The sequence below is a fragment of the Ferroglobus sp. genome, assembly GCF_015521575.1.
Classification (GTDB): Archaea; Halobacteriota; Archaeoglobi; order Archaeoglobales; family Archaeoglobaceae; genus Ferroglobus.
Genome location: NZ_WANY01000069.1, coordinates 1 through 26,980, shown reverse-complemented (window position 1 = coordinate 26,980; position 26,980 = coordinate 1). Strand labels below are relative to the sequence as shown.

Annotated in this window: 29 protein-coding genes, 1 tRNA gene and 2 pseudogenes; 21 read left to right on the top strand and 11 right to left on the bottom strand. The window is 43.5% G+C overall.

The genetic code is table 11. The features are described from left to right. The 7 genes and pseudogenes from F7C14_RS02950 to F7C14_RS02920 all read right to left on the bottom strand — a co-directional run. Positions 1 to 293, bottom strand: a pseudogene (locus tag F7C14_RS02950) (hypothetical protein); the annotation flags it as partial. 10 nt (positions 294 to 303) lie between these two features. Next, positions 304 to 723, bottom strand: a complete 420-nt coding sequence (locus tag F7C14_RS02945) for a Zn-ribbon domain-containing OB-fold protein (protein WP_290899785.1) — start codon at positions 721 to 723, stop codon at positions 304 to 306. A gap of 4 nt (positions 724 to 727) precedes the next feature. Next, positions 728 to 1,894, bottom strand: coding sequence for a thiolase domain-containing protein (locus F7C14_RS02940; protein WP_290899783.1), 1,167 nt, complete (start codon positions 1,892 to 1,894; stop codon positions 728 to 730). Then, a complete protein-coding gene (locus F7C14_RS02935; protein WP_290899781.1) occupies positions 1,891 to 2,757 on the bottom strand; it encodes a 3-hydroxyacyl-CoA dehydrogenase family protein in 867 nt (288 codons plus the stop codon). The genes F7C14_RS02940 and F7C14_RS02935 overlap by 4 nt, the downstream gene beginning before the upstream one ends. Positions 2,758 to 2,844: 87 nt before the next feature. Then, positions 2,845 to 3,612 (bottom strand): annotated as a pseudogene (locus F7C14_RS02930) (reductive dehalogenase); the annotation flags it as partial. Further along, a complete protein-coding gene (locus F7C14_RS02925; protein ID WP_290899780.1) occupies positions 3,540 to 4,064 on the bottom strand; it encodes a hypothetical protein in 525 nt (174 codons plus the stop codon). The pseudogene F7C14_RS02930 and the gene F7C14_RS02925, both read right to left, overlap by 73 nt. Before the next feature lie 21 nt (positions 4,065 to 4,085). Further along, entirely contained in the window at positions 4,086 to 6,026 is a 1,941-nt protein-coding gene (locus tag F7C14_RS02920; protein WP_290899779.1) for a 1,5-dienoyl-CoA oxidase, read from the bottom strand. 89 nt (positions 6,027 to 6,115) lie between these two features. Between F7C14_RS02920 and F7C14_RS02915 the strand changes: the two genes are divergently transcribed. After that, the gene (locus tag F7C14_RS02915; protein WP_290899778.1) at positions 6,116 to 6,874 is read left to right on the top strand and encodes an electron transfer flavoprotein subunit beta/FixA family protein; all 759 of its coding nucleotides are present in this window, start codon (positions 6,116 to 6,118) and stop codon (positions 6,872 to 6,874) included. Next, positions 6,871 to 7,785: an electron transfer flavoprotein subunit alpha/FixB family protein gene (locus tag F7C14_RS02910; RefSeq protein WP_290899777.1), complete on the top strand. Its 915-nt coding sequence runs from the start codon at positions 6,871 to 6,873 to the stop codon at positions 7,783 to 7,785. The genes F7C14_RS02915 and F7C14_RS02910 overlap by 4 nt, the downstream gene beginning before the upstream one ends. Positions 7,786 to 7,791: 6 nt before the next feature. Here F7C14_RS02910 and F7C14_RS02905 read toward each other — a convergent pair whose 3' ends face one another. Then, positions 7,792 to 9,306, bottom strand: a complete 1,515-nt coding sequence (locus tag F7C14_RS02905; protein ID WP_290899776.1) for a sodium/proline symporter — start codon at positions 9,304 to 9,306, stop codon at positions 7,792 to 7,794. Between the two features lie 440 nt (positions 9,307 to 9,746). Here F7C14_RS02905 and F7C14_RS02900 point away from each other — a divergent pair, with 440 nt between their 5' ends. Then, positions 9,747 to 10,964, top strand: coding sequence for a CoA transferase (locus F7C14_RS02900; protein WP_290899775.1), 1,218 nt, complete (start codon positions 9,747 to 9,749; stop codon positions 10,962 to 10,964). A gap of 3 nt (positions 10,965 to 10,967) precedes the next feature. Here the strand turns inward: F7C14_RS02900 and F7C14_RS02895 are convergent, their stop codons facing one another. After that, positions 10,968 to 12,281: a phenylacetate--CoA ligase family protein gene (locus tag F7C14_RS02895; RefSeq protein WP_290899773.1), complete on the bottom strand. Its 1,314-nt coding sequence runs from the start codon at positions 12,279 to 12,281 to the stop codon at positions 10,968 to 10,970. 463 nt (positions 12,282 to 12,744) lie between these two features. Between F7C14_RS02895 and F7C14_RS02890 the strand changes: the two genes are divergently transcribed. The 14 genes from F7C14_RS02890 (at position 12,745) to F7C14_RS02825 (ending at position 22,492) form a co-directional block, all read left to right on the top strand. Further along, entirely contained in the window at positions 12,745 to 13,053 is a 309-nt protein-coding gene (locus F7C14_RS02890; RefSeq protein WP_290899772.1) for a hypothetical protein, read from the top strand. A gap of 122 nt (positions 13,054 to 13,175) precedes the next feature. After that, a complete protein-coding gene (gene ahaH, locus F7C14_RS02885) occupies positions 13,176 to 13,505 on the top strand; it encodes an ATP synthase archaeal subunit H (RefSeq protein ID WP_290899770.1) in 330 nt (109 codons plus the stop codon). After that, positions 13,498 to 15,441, top strand: coding sequence for a V-type ATP synthase subunit I (locus F7C14_RS02880; RefSeq protein ID WP_290899769.1), 1,944 nt, complete (start codon positions 13,498 to 13,500; stop codon positions 15,439 to 15,441). Before ahaH ends, F7C14_RS02880 begins: the two co-directional genes overlap by 8 nt. Positions 15,442 to 15,456: 15 nt before the next feature. Next, the gene (locus F7C14_RS02875) at positions 15,457 to 15,672 is read left to right on the top strand and encodes a H+transporting two-sector ATPase C subunit (protein ID WP_012966769.1); all 216 of its coding nucleotides are present in this window, start codon (positions 15,457 to 15,459) and stop codon (positions 15,670 to 15,672) included. Between the two features lie 39 nt (positions 15,673 to 15,711). Beyond that, positions 15,712 to 16,269: a V-type ATP synthase subunit E gene (locus F7C14_RS02870; protein WP_290899765.1), complete on the top strand. Its 558-nt coding sequence runs from the start codon at positions 15,712 to 15,714 to the stop codon at positions 16,267 to 16,269. Between the two features lie 2 nt (positions 16,270 to 16,271). Continuing rightward, positions 16,272 to 17,312 (top strand): V-type ATP synthase subunit C, encoded by a 1,041-nt coding sequence (locus F7C14_RS02865; protein ID WP_290899763.1) that lies wholly within the window; start codon positions 16,272 to 16,274, stop codon positions 17,310 to 17,312. Beyond that, on the top strand, positions 17,309 to 17,614 hold the full coding sequence (locus F7C14_RS02860) for a V-type ATP synthase subunit F (RefSeq protein WP_290899762.1): 306 nt from the start codon (positions 17,309 to 17,311) through the stop codon (positions 17,612 to 17,614). The genes F7C14_RS02865 and F7C14_RS02860 overlap by 4 nt, the downstream gene beginning before the upstream one ends. Then, complete coding sequence (locus F7C14_RS02855; RefSeq protein ID WP_290899760.1) at positions 17,605 to 19,326, top strand: ATP synthase subunit A; 1,722 nt, start codon at positions 17,605 to 17,607, stop codon at positions 19,324 to 19,326. Before F7C14_RS02860 ends, F7C14_RS02855 begins: the two co-directional genes overlap by 10 nt. Positions 19,327 to 19,329: 3 nt before the next feature. Continuing rightward, on the top strand, positions 19,330 to 20,718 hold the full coding sequence (locus F7C14_RS02850; RefSeq protein WP_290899759.1) for an ATP synthase subunit B: 1,389 nt from the start codon (positions 19,330 to 19,332) through the stop codon (positions 20,716 to 20,718). Positions 20,719 to 20,745: 27 nt separating this feature from the next. After that, complete coding sequence (locus tag F7C14_RS02845) at positions 20,746 to 21,378, top strand: V-type ATP synthase subunit D (RefSeq protein WP_290899758.1); 633 nt, start codon at positions 20,746 to 20,748, stop codon at positions 21,376 to 21,378. Then, positions 21,375 to 21,530 carry a hypothetical protein gene (locus F7C14_RS02840; protein WP_290899756.1) on the top strand — a complete coding sequence of 52 codons (156 nt, stop codon included), beginning with the start codon at positions 21,375 to 21,377 and terminating at the stop codon, positions 21,528 to 21,530. The genes F7C14_RS02845 and F7C14_RS02840 overlap by 4 nt, the downstream gene beginning before the upstream one ends. A gap of 4 nt (positions 21,531 to 21,534) precedes the next feature. Further along, the gene (locus F7C14_RS02835; RefSeq protein ID WP_290899755.1) at positions 21,535 to 21,717 is read left to right on the top strand and encodes a hypothetical protein; all 183 of its coding nucleotides are present in this window, start codon (positions 21,535 to 21,537) and stop codon (positions 21,715 to 21,717) included. After that, a complete protein-coding gene (locus tag F7C14_RS02830) occupies positions 21,711 to 22,013 on the top strand; it encodes a nucleotide pyrophosphohydrolase (RefSeq protein ID WP_290899754.1) in 303 nt (100 codons plus the stop codon). Before F7C14_RS02835 ends, F7C14_RS02830 begins: the two co-directional genes overlap by 7 nt. A 179-nt stretch (positions 22,014 to 22,192) precedes the next feature. Continuing rightward, positions 22,193 to 22,492: a hypothetical protein gene (locus tag F7C14_RS02825; protein ID WP_290899752.1), complete on the top strand. Its 300-nt coding sequence runs from the start codon at positions 22,193 to 22,195 to the stop codon at positions 22,490 to 22,492. A 152-nt stretch (positions 22,493 to 22,644) separates the two neighbouring features. Here F7C14_RS02825 and F7C14_RS02820 read toward each other — a convergent pair. Further along, positions 22,645 to 22,718: transfer RNA gene (locus F7C14_RS02820), tRNA-Phe, on the bottom strand. Positions 22,719 to 22,808: 90 nt separating this feature from the next. On the opposite strand from F7C14_RS02820, the gene F7C14_RS02815 reads away from it, so the two are divergent. The 3 genes from F7C14_RS02815 to F7C14_RS02805 are packed head-to-tail and all read left to right on the top strand — an operon-like array spanning position 22,809 to position 24,351. Then, positions 22,809 to 23,174: a HEPN domain-containing protein gene (locus F7C14_RS02815; RefSeq protein ID WP_290899751.1), complete on the top strand. Its 366-nt coding sequence runs from the start codon at positions 22,809 to 22,811 to the stop codon at positions 23,172 to 23,174. After that, positions 23,162 to 23,518 (top strand): nucleotidyltransferase domain-containing protein, encoded by a 357-nt coding sequence (locus tag F7C14_RS02810; RefSeq protein WP_290899750.1) that lies wholly within the window; start codon positions 23,162 to 23,164, stop codon positions 23,516 to 23,518. The genes F7C14_RS02815 and F7C14_RS02810 overlap by 13 nt, the downstream gene beginning before the upstream one ends. A gap of 20 nt (positions 23,519 to 23,538) precedes the next feature. Further along, complete coding sequence (locus tag F7C14_RS02805) at positions 23,539 to 24,351, top strand: MqnA/MqnD/SBP family protein (protein WP_290899748.1); 813 nt, start codon at positions 23,539 to 23,541, stop codon at positions 24,349 to 24,351. On the opposite strand, the gene F7C14_RS02800 is transcribed toward F7C14_RS02805, so the two are convergent. Next, a complete protein-coding gene (locus F7C14_RS02800; RefSeq protein ID WP_290899745.1) occupies positions 24,343 to 24,972 on the bottom strand; it encodes a DUF2258 domain-containing protein in 630 nt (209 codons plus the stop codon). The genes F7C14_RS02805 and F7C14_RS02800 overlap by 9 nt on opposite strands. Positions 24,973 to 25,046: 74 nt before the next feature. Between F7C14_RS02800 and metG the strand changes: the two genes are divergently transcribed. Beyond that, on the top strand, positions 25,047 to 26,980 hold a 1,934-nt coding region (gene metG / locus F7C14_RS02795; protein WP_290899744.1), incomplete at its 3' end, for a methionine--tRNA ligase.

Here is a 26,980-nt window from a genome sequence, read left to right as displayed (position 1 = left end):
CATGAAGTGTGTCTAACGATAACCTTATCTTCCTCCGCTAACACTTCCACTTTCTCCCCCATGATTTCGCTGCTTCTTGCTATTGCTTTAGCTATCTCGACGAGATTTTCTGGATTTACTCCGTGCTCTTTGTATAGTTTAGCGGTACCTTCTCCAACTTTTTCCCAGAACTTTTTCACGAGATCTCTTGCCTTCTCCCTACCGAACTCCTCCTCAACAACAGATCTCCACTTGTAAAAGAAGTCTCTGCAAATGTTCCACATGACTTTTAGATCTTTCTCAGCTTGGGACATTCAGAACACCTCATACCTTTCTAAAAACGAAATACGGATGCTTTTTGTAGTCGTACCAGTTCATCTCCTGAAAATCTATCTCGACCTCATCTCCAACCTTCAAATCTTCGAATCTCGCATTAACTACGTAGCTGAACAGCCTCACTCCGTTTTCCAACTCCACAACAGCAACTGTCAGAGGAGGCTTGAAACCCGTTGGTACGACGTGCATTTCTGTAAAAGAGTAAATTCTTCCTCTTTTAGGGAGCTCAATCCACTCCATTTTGTCTGAATAGCATGAAGTGCACACGATTTTCGGGGGGAATTCCGTCTTTCCGCATTCCGAGCATTTTGTTGCGAGAAGCTTTCCTTCTTTTAAAGAATCCCAGAACTTCTTTATGGCAGTCTGCTCAAAGTTCGGATAGCGGGGAGGGACTTCCATAATTTTCATCTTTTCACCTCGAATAAATTATGACCGCCTGACTTGTTCCCCATCCTCCGAGATTTTGCGTTAGTCCGATTTCCGCATCAACAGCTCTTCCTTTCGGGGCTTCTCCTCTCAGCTGCTCAAAGATTATTCCTGCTTGACAAATTCCGGTCGCACCTATTGGATGTCCTCTCGAAAGCAAACCTCCTCCAGTATTCACCGGAATTTTTCCTCCCAAGTCTGTCTCGCCTTCTTCCACAAACTTCCCACCCTCCCCTTTATTGCAGAAGCCCAAAGCCTCTATTTCAAGGATTTCAGCTATTGTAAAGCAATCGTGCACTTCGGCAACGTCAACATCTTTTGGCTCTATTTTTGCTCGTTTATATGCTTCTCTTGCGGCAATTTTCAGAGCTGTGAATTCCGTTAAATCTGAAATGCTGCTAATAACGTTCTCGTTAATAAGAAACTGTCCAATCCCTTTTATGTAAACTGGTGTGTCCGTGTAATTCTTAGCGAGCTCCCTCCTTGTTAAAATTATGGCGGAAGCTCCATCGCTCACTGGGCAGCAATCGAGAAGCTTCAAAGGTTTGGAAATCGGTCTGGAGTTTAAAACGTCCTCAATAGTTATTGGCTTTTGAAAGTGAGCTTTTGGATTTTTCGAAGCAAATTTTCTGTTTTTCACAGCCACCATTGCAAGGTGCTCCTCTTTTGTTCCGTAAATGCTCATGTGTCTCGTAGCAAACATAGCAAAACCCATAGGTGCGTTTGAGCCGAAAGCGGCTTCCCAATCTCTGTCTATAACGTAAGAAAAGGCAGCCATTATGTCAGAGCTTGAAGGAAGCTCGTAGCACTTTTCAACGCCCACAACCAGACAAAGATCTACAAGACCGGATTTTACAGCCATGTAGCCTGTGATCAATCCCATACTTCCACTCACACAAGCCCCTTCAACGCGAGTAGCAAACTTCGCTTTAATCCCAAGAAATTCGGAGAAGTGGTTTACCGAATTTCCCTGCTTTTGAAGGATCTCCGGATTCTGAGAGCTGAGAACGAAACCGTCGAAGTCATCTATTGATATGTTTTCGGCACTTTCAATAGCCTCCTTTACTGCAAGTTGCGCTAAGTCAGTGGCTGATTTGTCAAGATGCTTTCCATACTTGGTCGTACCAGCTCCCACTATAGCAACATCGTTCATCCCTTTCCACCCTTGGTGTAGTCGTAGAATCCCCTTCCACTCTTCCTTCCGTGTCTGCCAGAATAGTAAAGCATTCTGACCGTCTGAGGGACTGCGAATCTTTCCCCATAAACTTTTCTCATAACTTCTCCTGCATGAAATATCACCGGGATTCCATTCGTGAAGTCAAGAAGCTCAAAGGGACCCATCGGATGGTTCAATCCGAGCTTTATAGCCTTATCTATATCTTCAGCCGATGCCACCCCTTCTTCGAGAATTCTGATACATTCGGTAACGAAAGCCTGTAAGGCTCTGCTAACTATAAATCCCACGGAATCCTTGCAAATCACGACTTCCTTCCCGAACTCTTTTGCTAAGTTTACAACGGTGTTGAGAGTTTCTTCGGAGGTGTCTATCGTCCTTATGACTTCTATCAGCTTCATAATCTGCGGAGGATTGAACCAGTGCATTCCGGCAAATTTTTCCTTTCTCTTCGTAACTGAAGCCATTTCAGTTATGCTTAGTGCTGAGGTGTTGGAGGTGAAAATGGCTTCTCTGTGGCAGATCTCATCAAGCTTTCTAAAAACCTCCTGCTTGATTTCCATTACTTCCGGAACAGACTCTATTACGAAATCGGAATTCTTCGCATCTTCAAGCTTTGTCGTCCCCTTTATTCTCTCCAAAACGTCATCTATCTTATTTGCGTCGAATTTTCCCTTTTCAGCCAACTTGTTTAAACTCGCTCTTATCTTTTCAAAGGCACTGTCAATTATCTCCTGCTTTATGTCCACCATAACGACATCGTAGCCGTGCATGGCTGCAACCTGAGCGATTCCGTGCCCCATCGTTCCCGCTCCGACAACGCAAATTTCGTTGATGTCCATAAATTCCACCCCTAATAAGTTGTGATTTATTATCACAATTTTTAGCTGAAAAACCAATATAAATTTAACGGTTAACGATACTATCGATCACGAACTCCACCATTCGGAAGAGGACTTTCTTTTCCCGTACCCAAGCAAATCGTCAAGGATTTTGGCGACCTTGCCACCGACAATTGGAACGATATAGTCCCTGAAAAATGCGTGGATAAAATAAGTTCTTCCTGAAGGTTTGTTGTACGGACAAACTCTAACGCAAACACCACAACCCAAATTTCCTGATTTGCACCAGTATTCGAAGCACTTTTCAACGTCCACATACCACTTGTAAATTCCTTCAATGTTGCTTATTGTCTTCCTTTCCCAACTTGGATCTTCGAAGGGAATAGCCTTAGCTGGACATTTTTCGGCACATTTTTTACACTTCAAGCAGAACTCGTAAACTCCAAATCTTACGGGTTTATCGGCTTTGAGAGGAGCATCGGTGAAGACCTTAGCAAGTCTAACGCGGGGACCGAACTTTTTAGTTATCAGCAAACCCATTCTGCTGCACTCTCCAAGTCCGGCGGAGATAGCGTAGGGAATGCTTAACGCCAAGTCGTTACCGTTTGGGATGGCTGTAAAACCCAACGCTCTGAGAAATTCAGCAAGACTTCCAGCTACAATAGCCATTTTCGAATATCCGAAGGCTATGTCTCCCATTGAGACTCCTCCATCGGCTGTAGATTGCATTTCGTAATCCTCTTCGATGGCAAGCACTATGCAGTATTTTACTTCTGGAAGTTTCAGCGGCTCTTCAATAAACTCCCTTCCGATGTGGTACCTCGGATTAAGCACTCTTGTCGAGTACACCCACTTTTCGTCAAATTCAGCAACTCCAACGAGATCCGCTCCAAAATACTTCGCGACTTCTTTACAACTTTGGTAAACTTTTCTGGGTTTTTCTCAGCCTCCGATTTAAACTCTTCCCTGAATACTCTGAGTTTTTCCTTCCAGAAAGGAGACGCTATTGAAAAAACCGGAGAGATCTCGCTTTTCCAGCTTATCAATCCGCCATCTCCATAATCCATCTGAAAAGGTGCCCCTTTCATTGCGACCCACCAACCGGCAGACATGAAGGAGTAGTCAAGAAGAGATGATCGTTTTCCGGATTTTATGTTTCTCACGACACTCTCAACGCTTTTTCTTGCCATCTCTTTTACTTTTTCATCCCAGCCAGTTCTACTGAACATTGTGTACTTCTGATTGAATCTCTTAAACTTTTCAGTGTCTATCAACCAAGGATGGTCTTTCCAGATTTTCTCAATCATGACAGGAAAGATTTAGAAAAATTAAATCCTCGCTCCAAGCTTGTATCCTTCGTGTATTGCGTAGGCAATAGATCTTGGCAGCACCGCATCACCTATTATGTACTTCTCATCTGCCAAAAACTCTATACTGCTCCAAAGACCGTTGATTGGTTTTCTTGGACCCCCTAAAACTATTGCATCAGCTGGAACTTCCACATCACCGTTTTTCGTTTTGACTATGCATTTATTCTCCCTTATCTCTTTAATTTTTCCTTCGGTGATTACATTTATTCCGAGTTCCCTAACCCACAACTTGTGCCTCCACTTGAACGTTGGAATAACGTCCTTTGCTATTTTTTTACTCTCCTCAACTATCGTCACCTTTTTCCCTTTTTTCGCAAGATATTCTGCTGCAACTAAACCTGCCCTCTCTCCAGAAACGACAACGACATTATCACCGATTTCTTCAACAATTTTTTCATCTTTTAGTAGCTCTATAGCCGTGTAAACCTTCACACCATTCACTTCGTCGTAATCTTTTGTTATCGTCGCTCCGGTAGCTAAAACGAGCACATCGGGCTTTTCTTTCATTATTATTTCCGGGGTAACTTCAACTCCGGTGTAAACTTTCACTCCGTGCTTTTTCAGCTGAACTTCGTAATACCTTATCAGATCGAGGAAAACATAGCCACCTCCTATCTCTTTTGAAGCTGGAATCAGCTGTCCTCCAAGCCTGTCCTCTTTTTCGTAAAGTATCACCTCATGTCCCCTTTTAGCTGCTGTAATTGCGCATTCCAATCCTGCCGGACCTCCACCGACTATCACAACCTTCTTTCTCCTAACAGCTGGCTTGATCTCGTATTCCGGCTCTATTTCATGACCAATCCTCGGATTGACCGTGCATATATACGGAAGATCGTGGAACATCGTGGATAGGCACATTAACCCTCCCAAGCAGGGTTTAATTTCATCGAACCTTCCTTCTTTAGCCTTGTGTAAAATTTCTGGATCAGCTAACGCTGGACGGCAAATCTCCCACAGATCGATAATCCCGTCTGCTATAGCCTTATCAGCAAGTCTCGGATCACCAAAGCGGGGTCCAAAAGCTATTGGGACTTTAAGGTGCTTTTTAGCCCTTTCAGCTAAGTAAAGCCACTGAGTCGTTGGCAGATCCCTTCCTAACGCTCCCTTTGAGGACTCGTGCCACCCCACGACTATGCTTATTATATCCACTCCCGCCTCTTCTGCAATTTTCATGTATTCCAAGCACTCCTCTTCAGTGCTCCCTCCAACCTCGTCAAGAAGTTCAGCCCCGTTAAGTCTTATAGATATCAGCTTATCATCTCCTATCTTCCCTCTTATAGCTTCGATCGTCTCAACCATGAACCGGCATCTTTTTTCCAAATCTCCTCCGTACTCGTCAGTTCTCTTGTTTGTGAAGGGAGAGAGGAAATTCGCCAACAAATAACCCATAAACGCTGTAATTTCCACTCCGTCAAATCCAGCCTCTATTGCTCTTCTTGCCGCTTCTGCGTGGTCGTTTATCACTTTCTTTATCTCCTCCTTCGTCATCTCCCTTACCGGTCTGTAGTGTCTCAGTTTCTGGGGAACTGGAGACGGTTGTAACGCTATGCCGGTATCGTAACCTCCGTACCTCCCAGCATGCAAAATTTGCTGAATTGCTACGGCTCCTTCGTTGTGAATTATTTCCGCTATCTTTCTTAGCCCGGGTATGAATTTATCGTCGTAAATAGCAAGCTGTCTTGCGTATCCCTTTCCGTACCCTTCTTTGTCTGGGTAAGCTCCTTGGTTAGTTATTATTCCGCATCCGGTTTTTGCAACAACTCTCATCCTCGCAAGCTCTCTTTCAGAAACGGTTCCGTCTGGGTTGTTGAAGTTCGAAACTGAGCAGGCTGCGTATTTTACTCGGTTTTTAATTTTGAACTTTCCAATTTTAATCGGCTCAAAAAGGTGTTTCAGCAACCTTCCACCTCCAAATTTTTCATTAATGATAGTGGAATTAAACCGAAAATTATATTTAAAACTATCGGTAAACAATTAATGGTGATCGGATGCATGTGATTGTTTGCGTAAAGCAGGCTGTTGATGTTGATCAGGTGAAGATAGATCCGCAAACTCTTGAGCCGATTACTTTTCCAACAAAGCTTGATGATTTGAGTAAAAACGCTTTAGAGGAGGCTGTGAGGATAAAGGAAAGATTCGGCGGGAAAGTTACGGTAATTGTTGTTGGGGATAAAGTTAGTGGTGTCGTAAAAGAAGCGCTCGCTATTGGTGGGGACGAAGCTAAAGTTGTCACGGTTCGTGAACTAATCGATACTGAAAGCACGGCTTTAACAATAGCTGAGATCGTCAGGAAAATCGAGGACTTCGACTTACTGCTTTTTGGAGAGGCTTCCATAGACACTCACACTTCTCAGGTCGGTCCGAGAGTTGCGGAAATTTTGAAACTTCCTATTTTGACTTTTGTAAGGAAAATCGAGAAAATTGATATAGAATCGAGAAGAATCGTTGTATTAAGGGATTTGGAGGAGTGGTTTGAGAGAGTTGAAGCGAGTATGCCTGCTGTTCTCACCGTCACAAACGAAATTAACGAGCCGAGGTTGCCTTCGTTATCCCAGATATTAAAAGCTGCTAAAAAACCCGTGGAAACGTTTGAAGCTTCGGAGCTTGGTGTTAGAATCGGAAGCAACATTGAGGTTTTGAGAAATAAAGCTCCGCGTATTGATAGAAAAAAAAGGATTTACAAGGAAAATGTGGATAGAGCGGTGAATGAAATAGTTTCTGAACTGATAAAGGAGGGAATTCTGTGAAAGTCCTCGTTTTTTCAGATAGCGACGAAGTTGCAAAGGAAATCCTTTCTGGTGTGAGACCTTTTAAGGAGAGAGCTATTGTTTTAACTTACTCCTCCGAAAGTTTCGAGGGTTTTGCTGACAGGGTTTTAAAATGCAGTCCATCTTCGAATGTTAGATTTGAAGATCATGCGGTTGCTGCGATTGAGCATGTTGCAAAAAGGGAAAACTTTGATTTGATACTTGTAGGAGCTACGAAGAGAGGGAGAGAGATAGCTCCAAGAGTAGCACAAAGACTCGGTTATCCGTGCATCACCGATGCAACGAAAATAGATTTGAGGGAAAGCGTAGTGGTCGAAAGGATGTGTTTCAGCGGAAGAACCATTGCAACAATAGGGCTTTCCAAACTTCCGGCAGTTATAAGCGTAATGCCAAAAGTGTTTGAGGTAAAGAAAGGAGACGAAACTCCCGAAGAGTCTCAGGTTTCTGTCGATGTTAGCGAGAATGCGAGGGTTATCGAATTAATAGAGAAAGAGAAGTCGAAGGTGGACCTTGAAAATGCTAAAGTCGTCATTGGACTTGGGAGAGGTGTAGGAAAGAGGGAGAACTTGGAACGACTTTACGAGCTTAAGGAAATTCTCAAAGCTGAGTTTGGAAGCACTCGTCCGGTAGCTTACGATTACTCATGGCTTCCGGAGGATACGATGATAGGATTTTCCGGGAAAAGGATAAAACCGGAGCTTTACATAGCTGTTGGAATCTCTGGGCAAATTCAGCATATGATCGGAGTTATGCATGCAAAGAGAATAATCGCAATAAACAAAGATGAAAACGCTCCAATTTTTGAATACGCAGATTACGGAATTGTAGGCAGATGGGAAGAAGTCGTTCCAAAGCTTGTGGAGGTTATAAAAAGAAATAAGAAATTATAAAAATTTTTATCTTTTATCGAGCAGTTCAACTACCTCTTGCGGAGGTTTCTTTGTTACTAAGCTCAGGAGAATGAAGAGAGGCACGCTTACGAGCAATCCTGGAACGACCGGGTAAATCCAGTAAACTCTGTAATAGTATATGTACCAGAGAACGCATACTATCGTGGCGACGACCATCGAAACCCAAGCGGCTGTACCCGTTCCACCTTTCCAATATAAGCCAAGCACTAATGGAGCGAGAAAAGCTGCTGTTATGACTGAAAAGCTCACTCCAACAATTGTGACTATTATTCCCGGTGGATTTATCGCTAAGAGCAGCGGGATAAATGCGAAAACGAAGCTCATGACTCTTGTTATCGAAACGACGGTGTCCTCCTTTAAATCAGGTTTAACAACCTGTAAAATGTCTCTGCCAAGGGAAGTTGCTAAAACGAGCAGTAAAGAGTTTATCGTAGACATCGCAGCAGCAACAATGGCTGTTAGTATTATCGCGTTGACAACTGGCGGGAAGAGATTTACAACAAGGAATGGTACTACCAAGTCCGGATCTTTTAGATAAGTCATCAGCTGATCTTTTGGAACGAGCTCCGGAATTATTAGCCAAGCAAACGGACCGATACTGAAAACAGTTAAGGCAAAAACACCGATGAGGACGGGTCCGAGTATCATTCCTCTGCTTATAACTCTCTCATCCTTTGCTGCGTAGAACCTTATTATTAGCTGCGGACTTGAAAGCTGCGCAATGCTTATTGCAAAAGTTAAGCTGAGGATGAACGGCACCATCATTCCAGCTTTGAGGATTGGAGGAGGTCCAAAACCTCCAAGAGTTGTGAGGGCTGTTCCGGGAACTTTTCCGAGGAGTTTCATTTCTTCAAGTCTTGCAATCCCTTCGCTCCATCCTCCAACGTAAGACATCACGAGGAGGAAGAGCAAAATTGCGCCAAAGAACATTATGCAACCTTGAATGAGATCGGTTACAGCTACCGATCTAAATCCACCCATTGCCGTGTATATTATCACGGGGATTACTGTAATTAAAATGCCCGTCAAATACGAGACGCCAAGCATTTCCTGAAAGAGATTTCCAGCACCTTTGTAAATCGAAATCATGTAGAACTCGAAGAAGATTATGATGATAACCGATGCAACCAATCTTGCAAGCTTGCTGTTGTACCTAAACTCGAAGAAATCCGGAATCGTTAGGGCTTTCAGTTTTTCAGAATATATCCTCATTCTTGGAGCGATCAGCCACCAAGCCAATATTGCGAATAGTATGTGGAAGAAAGCTAAGTAAGCAGACCACTGGAAACCGAACAGAAATCCAGCTCCACCCCCACCAAGGAAGGCAGCAGTGCTAAAGTATGTTCCAAAGAAGGAAAATGCTATAATCCACGGACCGAGTTGTCTTCCGGCTATGTAATAGTCTTCGAGAGTTTTTGTCTTTTTCCAGCTCCAGTAACCGATGTAAAGCATGGCTAAAATGTATACTACAAGGACTACCCAGGAGATTTCGTACGCCATTAAAGGTCACCTCTCCTCTTCGCATTTGCTACGGAATAGACGATCCACAAAACTATAAGCAATACGTTCACTATGTATATCCCTCCGATGGCTGGATCCAAACCCAGAATCTCCGCCATTTCGAGTCCCTCCGTTTTCAGCTCTACATTTGCTGAATTATTTAATTAACATGATTAATACCTACCAAATATTTAACGTTTTCGTCAATCAGTTAATGGTTAATTGATCCTACTTTCCAAGCCACATTTTTAAAATCTTGAAGTTTAAGAGATATTCAACGAAATGACGATTTTACTTATTTAAATCGAGGATAAGATGATTATAAACTTCGTTCTGTGTTATTTTCAAGTCTTAGCTCTTCTGTTTTGTTTGAGGGATGTGTAAAGTTAGGTGTATAAGCGATCAATAACCGTTAAATTTATATCATTCAAGTCCCTTAGTTGAAACCATTTGGTGGTGTTATAAAATCGGAGGGTGGTGGAATGTCAAGCTCCTCTACTGAAAACTTCTTAGAAGGTGTGACTGTCCTAAGTGTTGAGCAGGCCGTTTCGTTACCTTACTGTACGTGGCGATTAGCTGCTGATGGGGCTGAAGTTATTAGGGTCGAACCTCCTTGGGGCGACCCCAATCGCTACGTTGGAGAAAGTGCGTTGGATGAAGAGGGAATGAGCGCGTATTTCTTGGGGATAAATTCCGGGAAAAAATCCATAACGCTAAATTTAAACTCCCCAAAGGGGAGGGAAATTCTTGGAGAACTGATTAAAGAGTTTGATGTTGACATCTTCGCGACGAATCAAGTGCCGAGCAACTACAAAAAGCTTGGAATAGATTACGAGAGGATAAGATCAATAAAAGAGGATATAATATGGGTTGGAATCTCAGGCTTCGGTCCGGAGAGACCAGAAGCGGCTTACGACCCGATGATACAGGCTTATTCCGGAATAATGGATACCAACGGAGATGAAGATAGCCCCCCTTTGAAATTTGGTATTTCCATAGCAGATTTAGAAGCGGCAAATCAAGCGTACTGCGAGATAATGAAAGCACTTTTAATAAAGGAAAAAACAGGAAAGGGTTGTAGAATTGACATTTCGATGCTCGACTGCTGCCTATCCCTACTTGCTCTGCACATTCCAATGGTCAGCTTGGGAATAGATGTTCCGAAGTCTGGAAACAAACATCCGATTTTTGCTCCAGTAGGTGTTTACAGAACAAAAGACGGATACGTCTCGATTGCTATAGGAAGCGAAGCTCAGTGGGAGCGGCTTTGCAACCTTCCTGGATTCGAAATCCTTAGAAAGGAGATTTACAGCACGAACAACCGAAGGAAGGCTAACGAAAAACAACTGGACAGAGATCTTGGGGAAATCCTCTCAAAAAGAAGCACTGAGGAGGTTATAGAGCTTTTTAAAAAAGCGAGAATACCAATTTCAAAAGTAACGACGCTTCCGCAAATATTTGAAGACCCTTACCTATCTTCAAAGCTTTGGAAAACAAAAGACGAAAAAACGGGGTTGGAGGTTTTGCTCGCTCCTCCTCCGGTGATAACGGAAACAAAAGAGTTAACTTTTGCTCCGAGACTTGGGGAGCACAACTACGAGATCTACTCAAAACTTGGATACGACGTAGAGGAGCTCAAAAAAGAGGGGGTAATTTGAATACTATGAGCTTTCTTTAGGTCTTAAATCTATTATCCTCTTTGCTTTTATTCCTTCCCTCACAATAGTTCCGGGATCGAGAATCCTAACTCTCGGCTTATATCCGGTTATGGACTTTATTTCGTTGGCGTAGTATTCAGCAAGCATCCTCTTCTCCTCATCTGGTAACGGGCGTAGAGATTCTACTTCGACTGTCATGACGTCAAGATATCCATTCTTTTCGAGAATAATTCTGTACTCAACCCCTCCTTTCTGATGTTTCATGACAACTTCTTCGATTTGGCTCGGGAAAATGTTCGTCCCGCTGACTATTATCATGTCGTCGGTTCTGCCTATAATCGTAGAATGCTTCACGTGCGTTCTTCCGCAATCACACTCCTTGCAATCGTAGATGAAAGCGAGATCTCTCGTTCTATATCTGAGGAGTGGCATAGCCTCTTTCGTTAGCGTTGAAATAACGAGTTCCCCTTTTTCCTCAGCTTCAACCGGTTCCCCAGTTTTCGGATCTATGCATTCAACAAGGAAGTGATCTTCCCAGAGGTGTAGTCCGTCATGTTGGTCGCAGTCGGCAGAAACTCCTGGACCGCACATTTCGCTCAGCCCGTAAACGTTGTGGGCATCCATACCCCATAAATCGTTGAGCTTTTTCCTCAAGCTCTCCGTAAATATCTCAGCTCCAAACAATCCCGCTCGAACGTTCAAGTCTTTGCTCGGATCTATTCCCATATCCATCGCCACTTTTGCCAAATGAAGAGCGTAGGAAACAACCCCTGAGATGAAAGTAGTTCCGTAATCCTTCATTAGTGTTATCTGCCTCTTTGAGTCTCCGCCGCTACTCGGAACTATTAACGCACCAATTTTTAGCGCCCCGTAATGGAATCCGAAGGCTCCAGTGAAAAGACCGTAGGGTATTGGATTCTGGAAAATGTCCCTCTTTGTCAAACCTGACATAGCCAAACAGCGAGCCATTACTTCTCCCCAGACTTCGAGATCTTTTCGAGTGTAAACCACAGTCGTCGGCTTTCCGGTAGTTCCGGATGAGGCGTGAAGTTCAACAACTTTTTCCAAAGGAACAGCAACGAGTCCGAAGGGATAATTTTTTCTCAAATCTTCTTTTTCTGTGAATGGCAACTTCCTGACATCTTCGAGAGTTTTTATATCTTCGGGTTTCACATTTGCTTCTTTCATCTTCCTTCTGTAATACGGAACATTCTCGTAAAGCCTTTTTACAGTTGCTTTCAGCCTTCTTAGCTGGAGATCCTTAATTTTTTCTCTTTTCATCGTCTCGATTTTTTTGTTGTACACGTGGTTTTTCATTACTTGCACCTCCACAGCAAGAAGCAAGCTGGCGTCACAATTAATCATGTGGGAAGACCGATATAAATTTAACGGTTATCGATATGGCGCTTGAAAGTTTTACAACATAGGAAATTCTGCTGTGTAGTAGAGTTTCATGAGGAATACGAGGGTAAGCGTTGAGGGAAAAGGAGATGTTTTTGAAAGATCATTAAAAAAGTCGACAAGAGTTGATAACCCTAAGGATTTGCGATAGAGGTTGCTGTATGCGAAGAATATGTGTGGCAGACATTTCTGTAACAGTTAAGGTCTTTCTACGCCTCTCCACGATTTCCAATCGGATTCTATACTTAAAGCTTAGAGACGCAATTCTTCAACAGCTCTGAATTCTAAACGTGTTCGCTCATTACTATCTACTTCACTTTGACATCTTGAAATTTTCAGAAACAGATATATACCACCTCCTTCTGAATCATCTCTTGAAATGGTACTTGAAGACGAATCGTCGAGGTTGGCTGAGGAGATCTGTAACGAGATTTTCGAGAAAATAGATAAGAAAAGATTGATGCAGCTTGTCAAGGAAAACAAGGAAGTTTACTTACTCCTTCATAAGGAGACGAGAGAGTTCTACAACGTTTACATAGGGGAAAATAACAAAGATTTTGGAGAATTTCTTGCAATTCCTGTTCCAAAACGATTTGTTTTACTCGAACCGGACGAAGAATACTTCGAGGTTGCCCTCAAAGCCAACATCGCTATAGGTATAAAAGGTGAAAAAGACTTTCACAGCTAAGGATTCTCGTTTTTTTAGCTTGTTAATATAAGAGGACACTTTCTCAGTTCGACAAAAAGAAAAACCTTAAATACATACCCATTCTCGAATCTCTCAGTCTGACTGTTATTGGGGTGAATATCATGGACAAAACAGAAATCCTCAGGAAGATAAAGGAGGTTGAAGAGAAAATAGACGAGGAAATAAAGAAAACCAAGGAAGAGGCGAACAGGAGGATTTTTGCTGCTAAGGAAGAGGCAAGAAAAATTGTCGAGGATGCCGAGAAAGAGGCTCAGAAGATATACAACGAGATAGTCGAGAAGGGGAAAGCTGAGATCGAGAAGGAGAGAAGCGAGATTAAGGAGAAAAGACTTGCCGAAATCAGCGAACTTATTAGGGAGGCAGAGAAGAAAATTGACGAGGCTGTTGAGTTCGTTTATAACGAATTTGTAAGGGCGATCGAAAATGCTTGAGCCTGTAAGAATGGTTAAAGTTTCGGTAGTGGGACCGAAAGAGTACTTCAAGCGAACTTCGGAAATTCTTCACCGTCTTAATCTAATTCACGTTGAGGACTACGCTGAAGAGGACGAGTACTTTAAAGTTGGAGAGCCGTTTGAAGAAGCTTCGAAGTTTTCCAAGTTTTTGGTTACAGTCAGATCCGCTCTTTCTCTGATAAAAACCGACACGCACATTCCTCAGAAAATTTTCAGCGTCAAGGAATTAAGTGAGATTGTTGACAAAAAAGTTGAGGAAATAGAGAAAGTCATTGGAGAGAAGAACTCAAGAATAAGGCAGCTGGAAGACGAATTGAGGAGTTTGGATGATGAGGAAAGGGTTATTCATCCGCTTAAAACGCTTAAAGTCCCCCCAGATCTTTTGAAAGGTTTTAAGAACATAGCCGTTTTTGTAGGTTTGGTTAAGGATAATCCTTTTGAAAGGATAAGCGAAATAACGAAAGAATTTGAAATATTCGTCGAACCGTACGAGAACGAATACGTTGTAGCTGTTTACGTTAAGAAGGAAGATGCAAGCGAAGTTTTTAAAGTTCTTCAGGAGTTCGCTTTTAGGGAGCTTACAGTTCCCGATGTAAAGGACTTCGACGAAAGGCTTAAGGAAATCGCTCAGAGGAGGGAAGAAATAAGGGCTGAAATTCAAAAGCTTCGAGCGGAGATAGAGGAATACGAAAGAGAGAATCTCGATTTGATGCTCGCGTTGGAAGAGTACTTAAGTATAGAACTCGAAAAGTCCGAGCTTCCACTGAAAGCAGCAACATCTAAGTACGCTTTCATAATCGTCGGTTACGTGCCTAAAGAATCCTTCGAGCAATTTAAGAGAGAGATTGAAGATAAAACTGGAGGAAAAGTTGTTGTTTCCGAAATTAAGGACGAAAAGTGGAATCCACCAACAGCTTTGAAAAATCCGAAGTTTGCAAAGCCTTTCGAACTTCTTACGACTGCTTATGGTATTCCCAAGTACACAGAAGTTGATCCTACGACGATAATGGCTATCGTTTTTCCGATTTTCTTCGGTTTCATGCTCGGAGACATTGGTTATGGTTTAATTCTTCTCTTCCTTTCCCTATGGTTGTCTAAAAAGCTTTTAAGCGAAGGGTGGCAAGCTCTGCTTAAGGTACTTCTGTATTCTTCGATATCTACAATTATCTTCGGATTAATTTACGGAGAGTTTTTCGGTTTTGAGTTGTTTGGACACGAGTCGCTATTCCTGAAACTCCTTGGTGAAGAAAGTGAACTTGCAAAGACCTTTGCAGAAATGCATCCCATCGTTAATAGACTCTACGAAGCTCCGGCGTTACTCGTTCTTACCATAGGGATCGGAGTCTTGCACATGAGCCTTGGTTACATCTTCGGAATAAGGAACTACATAAAAGAGCATGGATTGAAACACGCGATCCTTGAAAAATTCAACTGGCTGCTTGCGTTGATAAGCATCGCATTTATAATAGCGGGATTCGTTGTAAACACGGTAAACGAGCTTCCGGCTTTCAATCTCAACGCTTTCTACATTGCTGCAATACCCCTCATCATCGTCTGGGCTGTGTTAACAATAATCGGCGAAGGCCCGATGTTCCTCATAGAATACTTGACTTTGCTCAGCAACACGATAAGCTACGCTCGATTGCTTGCTGTAGGTTTGGCAAGTGTAGGTTTCGCTATAGCCTTCAACTACATAGCCTTTGAACTGCTCTGGCCTTCCGGAATCGCTGGAATCATCGCCGCAGTAATCGTCTTTGCAATAGGACACTTCATAAATCTGCTTCTTGGAATTCTCGATCCAGGATTGCAGAGCTTACGATTGCACTATGTTGAGCATTTCGTCAAGTTCTTTGAAGGTGGTGGGTATTTGTACAACCCGTTTGGTAGAAAGAGGAGGTATACGAAAGAAGATTAGAGGAGGTGGTTTGGTATGCCGATAGAGGGTATGGTTGCTGTTGGCGCTGGTTTGGCTGTCGGTTTGGCTGGAATTGGTGCTGGTTTGGGTGAGCAGGGAATTGGAGCTGCTGCAGTAGGAGCGATGGCAGAGGACCCGACGTTCTTCGGTAGAGGTTTGCTGATGACTGTTATTCCGGAAACAATCGTCATCTTCGGGCTTGTCGTAGCGTTCCTGCTGATGTTCATGTAAAACAGCGACCTTCCAATTTTTTTGCAAAGGGTGAAAGGGATGACACTTGAACCAGTAATCGAAGAAATAACGAGAAAAGGTCATCTGGAGATAGCGGAAATTAGAAGGGAAGCCGAAAAAAAGGCTGAAGAAATAATAGCTGAGGCTAAGGAAAAAGCTGAGGAAATAATCAAGAAAGCTAAGGCTGAAGCGGAAAAAGAAGTTGAAAGACTAAGGAAGCAAGAAATTTCAGGGATAAAGCTTGAAATGAAGAAAGAGGAATTAGCTAAGAAAAAAGATGTGGTTGAGAGGGTCAGAGAGAAGCTCATTGAGAAGATAAGAAATATGGGCGAGAATGAGAGGGAGGAGCTTTTGAAGAAGCTGATATCCAAGTACGATCAGGACGGTTTCAAGGTCTACTCCAGTAAAAAGGATGAGGAGATAGTTAAAAAGCTCGTAAAGAAGATGGAATATGCTGGAAACATCGAGTGTCTTGGTGGGATAATCTTGGAGAGTGCTGACGGGAGTTATAGGATAAATCTGACCTTCGATAACATAGTCGAAGAGGTGTTTGAGGATAAAATGAAAGACATTCACAAGATCCTGTTCGGTGAGTAACTATGCTGAGAAAGATCATAAGGAAGCCAAGAGCTGCGGAATGGGCGTACATCGTTGCCAGAGTAAGAGTGATGAAGAGAAAACTCATCCCGAAGGACGAGTACAACAAATTGCTTAACATGGATCTCAACGAAATAATAAGGTACTTAGAGGAAAGCGAGTACAAGAACGAAATAAATGAACTCGCGATAAGATACAGTGGCGTGGAACTTTTAGATTACGCTCTGTATCTAAACCTCACGAGAACTTACAGAAAGCTCGTGAGGATATCTAAGGGTTTGCCAAGAGAAATGATCGTGGATTACCTCAGAAAGTGGGACTTCTGGAACCTTAAAAACATAATAAGAGGTAAAATGTTTGGATTCCCGAAAGAAGAGATTGAAAAAACGCTTGTTCCAGCCGGAGAATTCGACGAGGAATTTTGGAAGATGCTACTCGCAAGGGAAAGCGTTGAGGACATAATAAAAGAGTTCGCGAAAAAACCGTACTATCCGATACTTGAAGAGTTGGCAAGGGCTTGTCCGATTTCCGAGTTTGAGGACAGACTCGATAAGTTCTACTACACCAGCCTTGCCTCGATCCACAGCGACAACATAGATATCATGTACTTTGTAGACTTCATCAGGATGGAAATAGACATAAAGAACGTCAAAACATTGCTCAGGCTCAAACTTGAGGGGGCATCTCCAGAAGAAATTGCTGCGAAAATAATTCCGAAAGGATACCAGCTGAGCGAAAGCGAATTGAGAAAGCTTGCGGCTATGGATTACGAAGACATGCTAAAGAATCTCGAAAACTACTGGTTCAGCGAAGCGGTAAAGCAAATTAAAGATCAACCCCTATCGAAGATAGAAGTCTTCTTCGACAAAGTGTGGGCGAAGAGAGTACTTTCAAGAGCTAACCACTTCCCGCTATCGATTCTGCCGGTTCTCGCTTTCATACTCATGAAGAAAATTGAAGTGGATAATTTGAGGATAATTGCAAGAGGAAAAGCCGAAGGAATGAGCGCAGAGGAGATTAAGGAGCAGCTGGTGGTAGTATGAAGAAGATAGCCGTGATCGGCGATCCTGACTTCAACGTCGGTTTCAGGCTTGTCGGAATTAGGGATGTTTACGATGTTCAGAGTGACGAGGAGGTAGTTAAAGCAGTTGAGGATGTTATGAAAAGAGAAGATGTCGGGATCGTGGTTATTAAAAATGAGTTTCTGGATAAAATTCCGATTTCTTTGAGGAGGGAAATGGACGAAAGTGTTGAGCCGACTTTTGTAATAGTTGGTGGGGAAGGTAGTGTAGAGGTTTTGAAGGAGAAAATTAGAAGGGCGATAGGTGTTGACCTATGGAAGTAGGTGAGGTTTATCGTGTATCCGGACCTTTGGTCGTTGCTGAAGGACTCAAAGCGAGAATGTACGATGTTTGTAGAGTAGGGGAAGAGAGATTAATGGGTGAAGTAGTTGGATTGGTGGGGGACAGAGTGCTCATACAGGTTTACGAGGACACCTCTGGAATTAAACCGGGGGATAGAGTAGAGAACACGGGAATGCCTTTGAGCGTTGAACTTGGGCCGGGATTGCTTAAGTCAATCTACGACGGAGTTCAGAGACCCCTTCCAGCTTTGAAGGAAGCGAGTGGAGACTTCATCGGAAGAGGAATTGACGCTCCGGCTTTGGACAGGAAAAAGCAATGGGAGTTCAAACCCGTGGTTAAGAAAGGAGACAAAGTAAGCGGAGGAGATATAATCGGAACGGTTCAGGAGACTGAGCTTATAGAACACAGAATTCTCGTTCCACCTAACGTTGAAGGGGTTGTAACCGAAATTTACGAAGGGAAATTCACGGTTGAGGAGACTGTGGCTGTTTTAGACAACGGAGTCGAACTTAAGCTTTACCACAAATGGCCGGTAAGGCAGCCGAGACCGTACAGAGAGAAGTTACCACCTCAGATTCCACTAATAACGGGACAGAGGATTCTCGACACACTTTTCCCTGTTGCTAAGGGAGGAACTGCTGCAATTCCCGGGCCGTTCGGAAGCGGAAAGACAGTAACCCAGCACCAGCTTGCGAAGTGGAGCGATACGCACGTCGTCGTTTACATTGGATGTGGAGAGAGAGGCAACGAGATGACGGAAGTTCTTGAAGAATTCCCGGAGCTTGAAGACCCGAGAACTGGAAAACCACTCATGGAGAGAACCGTACTGATAGCTAACACTTCGAACATGCCGGTAGCTGCAAGAGAAGCGAGCGTTTACACCGGAATTACAATAGCGGAGTACTTTAGAGACATGGGTTACGATGTAGGTTTGATGGCAGATTCGACGAGCAGATGGGCTGAGGCGATGAGAGAGATCTCGGGAAGACTTGAAGAGATGCCCGGTGAAGAGGGTTATCCGGCTTACCTTGCTTCAAGACTGGCTGAGTTCTACGAAAGAGCGGGAAGAGTTAGAACTCTAAACGGTAACATTGGCAGCGTTACGATCATCGGAGCAGTCTCTCCACCGGGAGGTGACTTCTCGGAGCCCGTAACTCAGAACACGTTGAGAATTGTCAAAGTGTTCTGGGCACTCGATGCAAAGCTTGCCGCAAGAAGACACTTCCCGGCTATAAACTGGTTGCAGAGCTACAGTTTGTATGCTGATACGTTGGCTGAGTGGTTCAACAAGAATGTCGGTGAGGACTGGAGTGAGCTGAGGAAATGGGCTATGGAAGTTCTACAAGAGGAGGCTAACTTGCAGGAGATCGTCCAGCTTGTAGGAAGCGATGCTTTGCCAGAGTCACAGAGAGTTTTGCTTGAGGTGGCGAGGTTGATAAGAGAAGTTTACCTACAGCAGTACGCATATCATCCAGTGGACACCTACTGTGACCTCAAAAAGCAGTATGATTTGCTGAAAGCTATAAAGCAAGTGTCTGACATGTTCTACAAAGCTCTCGAAGCTGGGAAGCTCGTTGAGGAAATTATCAACGTTCCGGGGAAAGACGAGTTCGCAAGAGCAAAGTTCGAGGAGAACTACAAGGAGGCTTTGGAGGCTGCAATGAAGAAGATGAAGGAAGCTCTGGGGGTGTGATAAATGAAGGAGTATAGAACGATAAGTCAGGTTGCCGGACCTTTAATTTTTGTTGAAAAGACCGAGCCTGTAGGTTACGGTGAACTCGTTACGATCACCTTGCCGGATGGAAGTACAAGAAGAGGGCAAGTTCTTGACACTTCTAAGGATGTTGTGGTCGTTCAGGTTTTCGAAGGAACGAGAGGAATTGACACGTCATCAACCGTAAGATTTACCGGAGACATCGTCAGGTTGAACGTTAGCTACGACATGCTTGGAAGAATATTCAACGGATCCGGTGAGCCGATCGATGGCGGTCCGAAAATAGTTCCGGAGGAGAGAAGAGAAATCATCGGAGCTGCGATAAATCCGTATGCGAGAGAATATCCGAGAGAGTTCATTCAGACGGGAATATCAGCAATAGATGGAATGAACACGCTCGTCAGAGGACAGAAGCTACCGATATTCAGCGGAAGCGGTTTGCCCCACAACGACATAGCTTTGCAGGTGGCAAGGCAGGCTAAAGTCAGGGGTGAGGGAGAGGAATTCGCTGTAGTTTTCGCGGCTATGGGTATAACCCACGAGGAAGCTCACTACTTCATGCAGGATTTCGAAAGAACTGGAGCTTTGGAGAGAGCCGTTGTTTTTCTCAACTTAGCCAACGACCCGGCTATTGAGAGATTGCTAACTCCGAGAATGGCTTTGACGGCAGCCGAATTCTTGGCTTACGAGTACGATCTCCACGTCCTTGTCATTTTGACCGACATGACAAACTACTGCGAAGCTTTGAGAGAGATTTCGGCGGCAAGAGAAGAGGTTCCCGGAAGAAGAGGATATCCGGGATACATGTACACAGACTTAGCAACAATTTACGAGAGGGCTGGAAGAATTAGGGGAAGAAAGGGAACGATTACTCAGATGCCAATCCTGACGATGCCTGGAGATGACATCACTCATCCAATTCCCGACCTCACTGGCTATATCACCGAAGGACAAATAGTTCTGAGCAGAGAGCTGCACGCGAAGGGTATTTATCCACCGATAAACGTTCTTCCGTCACTTAGCAGATTGATGAAGGAAGGAATAGGAGAGGGAAGAACGAGGGATGACCACGTTCAGTGGAACGATCAGATGTATGCTGCTTATGCAGAGGGTGTCGATTTGAGAGGTCTCGTCGCCATCGTTGGAGAGGAAGCCTTGTCCGAGAGGGACAGGAAGTATCTGAAGTTCGCTGACGAGTTCGAGAGAAGATTCGTTAACCAAGGAAAGTACGAGGACAGAGACATTGAAACCACACTCGACATAGGTTGGGAGCTCTTGGCTATGCTTCCAGAGGAGGAGCTTACGAAGATTGAGAGGAAGTATATCGAGAAGTACCATCCGAAGTACAAGAAGAAGGCTCAAGCAGCTTAACACTTTTTTCTTTTTTGAGGTGGTGTAATGGTAGAGGTTCAGCCAACACGAATGGAACTAATAAAGCTCAAGAGAAGAATTCAGATGGCTAAGAGGGGTCACGCTTTACTTAAAATGAAGAGAGACGGTTTGATAATGGAGTTCAGAACGATTCTTGAGGATGCTAAGGCAGTGATAGAAGAGATGATAAAGAAGTACGAAGTTGCAAGAGAGAAGCTTGCTTTAGCTATGGCTGTCGATGGAGCTATAGCAGTTAAGTCAATAGCCTTAGCTTGTCACGCCGAGCCGAAATTCACGATGAAGAGGAAGAACATAATGGGTGTAGTCGTACCGGTTATAAAGAGAGAGAAGGTCAGAAGAAGCGTCTATGAGAGAGATTACGGAATAATAGGAACTTCCGCAAGGCTTGACGAGGCTGTTTCTGCTTACGAAGAGCTCGTAGACGCAATTTTAGAAGTTGCTGAACTGGAAACTACCTTAAAAAGATTGATAGAGGAAATAGAGAGGACGAAGAGGAGAGTCAACGCTCTGGAGTATAAGGTAATCCCGGAAATGGAGGAGGCTGCGAAGTTCATTTCGTTCAAGCTTGAGGAAATGGACAGGGAAAACATAATAAGACTTAAGAAAATAAAGACTAAGAAAGCGAAAGAGCAGCAATGAGCCTGAGCGATAAGTTATTCGAGTGGCTGACAAGGGAAGAAAACCTCGTAAGAATTTTGAAGTACTGGTGGTTGATTTCAACGATAAGAATAGCCGTGGGAATCGCGATATTTTTCATAATAGTTTTTAAGGTATTCGAAATTTCGAGGTGATTTTTTGTATTTCGAGCTGACAGTCGATCCTGTTAGAAGAGAAGAGATAAAGAAGAAACTTCTCGAAATCTGCGAGGAAGTTTACGAAGTTTCCCCCAACTACGACTTTCTCGTTAGAATCGACGAAGAGGAGAAACTGAAAAATATTGAGGGAATAAAGAGAATTAGGAGGCACTACAATTGCTAAAAGTCGTTGAAAGAGTTTTGAAGTTTCGAGACGTGAGGGGGTGGAAAAAGTACCACAATCCTAAAGATCTTGCAGCTTCGATAGTTATTGAAGCCTCCGAACTCCTTGAGATTTTCCAGTGGGTGAGCGAAGAAGAGAGCTACGATGTCGCGAGAAGGAATATTGAGAGAGTAAGGGAGGAAGTTGCGGATATACTTATTTACCTGATTTATCTTGCAGACGTTCTTCAAATAGACTTGGAGGATGCTGTTCTTGAAAAACTTAAGAAGAACGAGGAGAAGTATCCTGTTGAGTAATTCCAAGAATTTCGATCAGCTTTTTTACCATGTACGAGAGCTGGCACTCTTTGGAATTTTTGCAGCTTTCACATCTCTTAACGATCTCCGGTAGAACATCCTCGCAGTTCATCCAAAGTTTATTATTTTGATTCGTTAAATAAAATTTACTTTAAATTCTATTGGAACCAACTAATTTCATGAGCGAGGAGGGTGAACTTAAAATACAAATGCCGGATGGAAGGGTAATCACTGGAAAAAAGCTGAACTTCAAACCGGTGAAGGAAGACTGGAATGAGTACGAACTTGAAGATGGAACGAAGCTTTACGTGAAGCTTGTTTTAGTAGACGTGGTTAGGAGAGACGAGCTTAGCCCAATAGGGGAACCAGTTTACCAGATAATCTCTCAAAACCTCGTTAAGGTAAAAGCATCTAAAGAGGCGATAGAAGAGGTGACAAGAAGGATAAAAAGCTCCGCTAAGGGACCGGAGTTCAGGTAAATCTTCGCAGGCGATTCTAACTTGATTTACATAATTTTCTTTAAGTTGAAACTCTTAGGAGGTGTTTGAGCTCTAAAGTTTTTAGATTCTAAATCTCTGAGCGCTTCGAACAATATTCGAGTTAATTTCGCTCGTAAAAACAAGAGAAAAAGTGCCCGGACCCGGATTTGAACCGGGGACTACGCGGTCTTCAGCCGCGCGCTCTCCCAGGCTGAGCTACCCGGGCACGGTCTGATTAATACTATCCATGCTCCCCGGATATTTTTAATTTTTGGTTGAGAGGAAAGCTTAAAAGGGTTGGGGAAGTCTGATTTCTATGGAATTTTTGAAAGAAAATGCAGAGTACTTCGAGAGGAAAGCTTTCGAGGCGATTAAAGAGAAACCGAAGTTTGTCCTGTTTTTTGCTGAGCAAGCACTTCAACTTTACGTAAAATATATTCTGGCTAAAGAACTTGACGATTATCCGAAAACGCATAATCTAAGAATCCTTTTCCAGAAACTCGCAAAAATTGACGCTAAAGCTGAGAAATTCTACGATGAGAATGCGGATATTTTTGACTTGCTTGAGGAAGCTTACATCACAGCAAGATACCTCGACAAAGAGTACAGCGTAAAGAGTGCTGAAAAAGCGTTGGCTTTACTGGAAAAATTTAAGGAGGAGTTCAAAAGATGGTTAGCTTAATCGACATTCAAATCGAAATCGTAAGGAAGTTCAAAGAGATGAGGAGGGAGTATCTAAAGTACGCTAAAATGATAAAGGAAGTGGCTGAGCAGCATTTCTCCAACCTTGTTGCTGTGTACGTTTTCGGTAGTGTCGTGAAGGGAGAAGAGCACGCTATGAGCGATGTGGATGTGGCTGTTGTTTTGGAAAAGCCGGCGAGGGAAGAAGAGAGAGTCGCTTTCTATCGGAAAGTGAGAGAAAAAATAGGAAAACTACATCCGTTTGAGATTCACGTACTCTCGATAGATGAGTGGGAAAACTGGTACAGAAAATTCGTTAAAGACGAGTTCGTTACAGTTAAATAACCCAATACTCAGCAATTTCCATGAAGCTAAGGGTCGCTCACACTCCCGATGCGGATGACGCTTTCATGTTTTATGCGATGATTAGCGGAAAAGTTCCGCTCCCTTTTGAAATTGAACACATCATCATGGACATCGAAGCGCTAAATGAGCTTGCTTTTAAAGGGAATTTGGACGTCACAGCACTATCCGTTCACGCTTACGCTTATCTCAGCGACAAATACAGAATCCTCTCGGCTGGTGCGAGCGTTGGTGATGGGTACGGGCCGATAATCGTTGCTAAGGAAAAAATCGATCTGGAGGGGAAAAGGATAGCAATTCCCGGGAAGTACACAACCGCCTATTTATACTTGAAACTTGCCATCGAGAATTTCAAGCCCGTTGAGATGCGCTTTGATGAGATCATGGATGCTGTTAAAAAGGGGGATGTAGACGCTGGATTGCTAATACACGAGGGGCAGATAACTTACAAAAAGCTTGGCTTAGTTAAAATTCTCGATCTGTGGGAGTGGTGGAAAGAACTGACGAATTTGCCAATGCCCCTTGGGGTGAACGTGATCTCGCGAGGAATTGATGAGAAAATTCAGAGGGAGTTTTTGAAAGCAATGAAGCTCAGCATAGAATACGCGCTGAAAAACAGCGAAGAAGCCGCGAGATATGCTATGAAGTATTCGAGGGGGATGAGTTTCGAGGAAACTTTAAGATTTGCGAGGATGTACGTTAACGAGTACACTTACGAGATGCCAAAGTCTGTTTTGAAAGCTATTGAAAAACTCTTCGAGATGGGAGAAGAAAGAGGTTTCTTTAAAAAACCCGAGCTTGATGTGCTATTTTAGCAGACTTTTGATCTCTTCAATTACCTTCTCAGCCTCTCCGCTCTCAACGTTCCTACCCTCTCTAATGAGTCTGTTCAACTCGCCTTTTATATCTTGAACCTTTGTTTTTTCTATTATCACCGGTACGGGTCTCGTCACGGCTCCTCTAACAAGGCTCTCCCCGTTTATCGGTGTAGCTATTACAGCTCCGACTTCTTCTCCTTCAAGCTTTATCGAGTAAACTATATCTCCCAAATCCGTCTCTCCTTTCTTTTCAACCTCATACTCCACTTCAGCTTCGGCTATTTCTTCTGCTCGGCTAACAACTTCACTCAATAACTCTTTGATCTCTTCATCTGGAATCCGTCGAAAAGCCTCCACTTCAAGCGTTTCGAGATTCCACTTTATTTCTCCTTCCGCAACATCGTAATCGACTCTTACCCTCACCACGTCTCCTTTATCGAGCTTGAGTTTGTTTACAAACAACTCGTAAAGTAACCTGTTAAGCTCAGCAGCAGCTCTCGCAACTTCCCGGCTTTCTACCTCCTCCCTTTTTATCATATCTCTCAGCTGAGCGAAAAGAGTTCTTCTTATTTTATCCGCATACGCCCCAGCTATAACCAAACCGCTGCTGAGCTTCATAGTATTATATAGGTCACAAAAAATAAAAACTTTTTGAAGGCAAATAATTTATAGCTCTACTTTAAGGTTTGAGCATGAAGCTTGTGACATGCGGACTACCTTACGCTAACGGAAAAGCCCACATCGGTCATTTGAGAACGTATATACCGGCTGATGTCTACGTGAAGTATTTAAGGCTCAAGGGAGAGGATGTGGTCTTTGTTTGCGGAAGCGACTCTCACGGAACGCCGATTGTCGTTAACGCCGAACAGCAAGGTTTAAAACCGAAAGAACTTGTTGACATTTATCACGAACACTTTCAGGAAATTTTCAGAAATTTGAAGATTGAATTCGACTTTTACGGAAGAACCGACAGCGATTACCACCACGAAAGAACGAGGGAGATTGTAAAGAAGATGATAGAGAAGGGATACGTTTACCCTAAGGAAATCGAACTCGCATATTGTCCTAACTGCGAAAGATTCCTGCCGGACAGATACGTGGAGGGAATTTGTCCGTACTGCGGAGCTGAAGCGAGAGGAGATGAATGCGATCAGGGTTGTGGAAGACACTTAGAGCCAGGAGAGATTTTGAAGCCAAGATGCAAGATTTGCGGAACTCCAGCGGTTTTCAGAAAGCAGAAACATTATTTCTTCAAGTTGAGTGCATTTAAAGACTTTCTCGAAGATTACCTTGAAAAGCTGAAGGGTACTGAAAACGCCTTAAACTACGCTAAAGAATGGGTTAGGAAGGAGTTGAAGGACTGGTGTATCACGAGAAATCTTGAGTGGGGTGTGAAGTTCCCAGGAGAGGAGGATTTGGTCGTTTACGTGTGGGTTGACGCTCCGATTGGCTACATAAGCTTCACGGAGAAAGCTTGCGAAAAACTTGGAAAGGACTGGAGAGAGATCTGGATTGAAGGGAAGGCTGAGATAATCCACTTCATCGGCTTGGATATTGTTTATCACCACTGCATTTTCTGGCCAGCCATGCTTAAAGCAGCCGACTACGCCTTGCCTTCGGCTGTTGTTGCGAGCGGGATGGTGAAAGTGGAGGGAAAGACGTTTTCGAAGAGCAGAGGCTACGTTGTGTGGGTTGACGAGGATTATTTGAACGAAGGTTTCAATCCAGACTGTTTGAGATACTACGTTGTAAACTACACGTCCCATCAGAAGGACTTGAACTTCTCTTGGGAGGTTTACAAGGAGAAGGTGAATAACGAACTCATAGCAACCCTCGGCAACTTCATCTACAGGGTTCTTCACTTCGCTTGGAGGAATTTTGGAGAGGTTAAGATGAACGTTGATGGGGAAGTTGTTGAGCAGATAAGGCTTGCGATGAAAAAGATCGAAGAGGCTATTGAAAAGTGGGAATTCAAAGAAGCAAGCGACGCTTTTATGGAGCTTGCATCCTACGGAAACGTTTACTTCCAGAACTCGCAACCTTGGGAGTTGATAAAGAACGATCCAGAATCTGCTGAACGAGCGGTAGCTTCATGCTTGGCTTTGGTAAGAGCTTTGACGATTCTTGCCTATCCGGTTCTCCCGTCAACTATGGAAAAGATCGGAAAGCTTATAGGGCTGGATGTGAGAAAAGCCAAACTTGAGGATGCGCTGAAGATCCCGGATAAAATTAAAGTGGAAAAGCCCTTCGTTCCTTTCGAAAAAATTGAAGACGAAAAAATAGCGAAAATGGAGAAAAAACTTAAGGAAAGGATAGAGAAAGCCGAGAAGGGTGTTGAGGAGAGGGAGCTCGTTACCATAGAAGAATTCGGGAGGCTTGACATAAGGATCGGGAGGATAATCGAAGCTGAGAAAATAAAGGGTAGTAAAAAGCTGTTAAAGCTGAGAATAGACTTGGGAGGAGAAATTAAACAGGCTGTTGCTGGAATTGCCGAAAACTATAGCGAGGAGGAGCTGAAAGGAAAACTCGTCGTCGTTTTGGCGAACATAAAACCTGCCAAAATAAGAGGAGTTGATAGCGAAGTTATGGTTTTAGCAGCCGATGTAGATGGAAGAGCTATACTCCT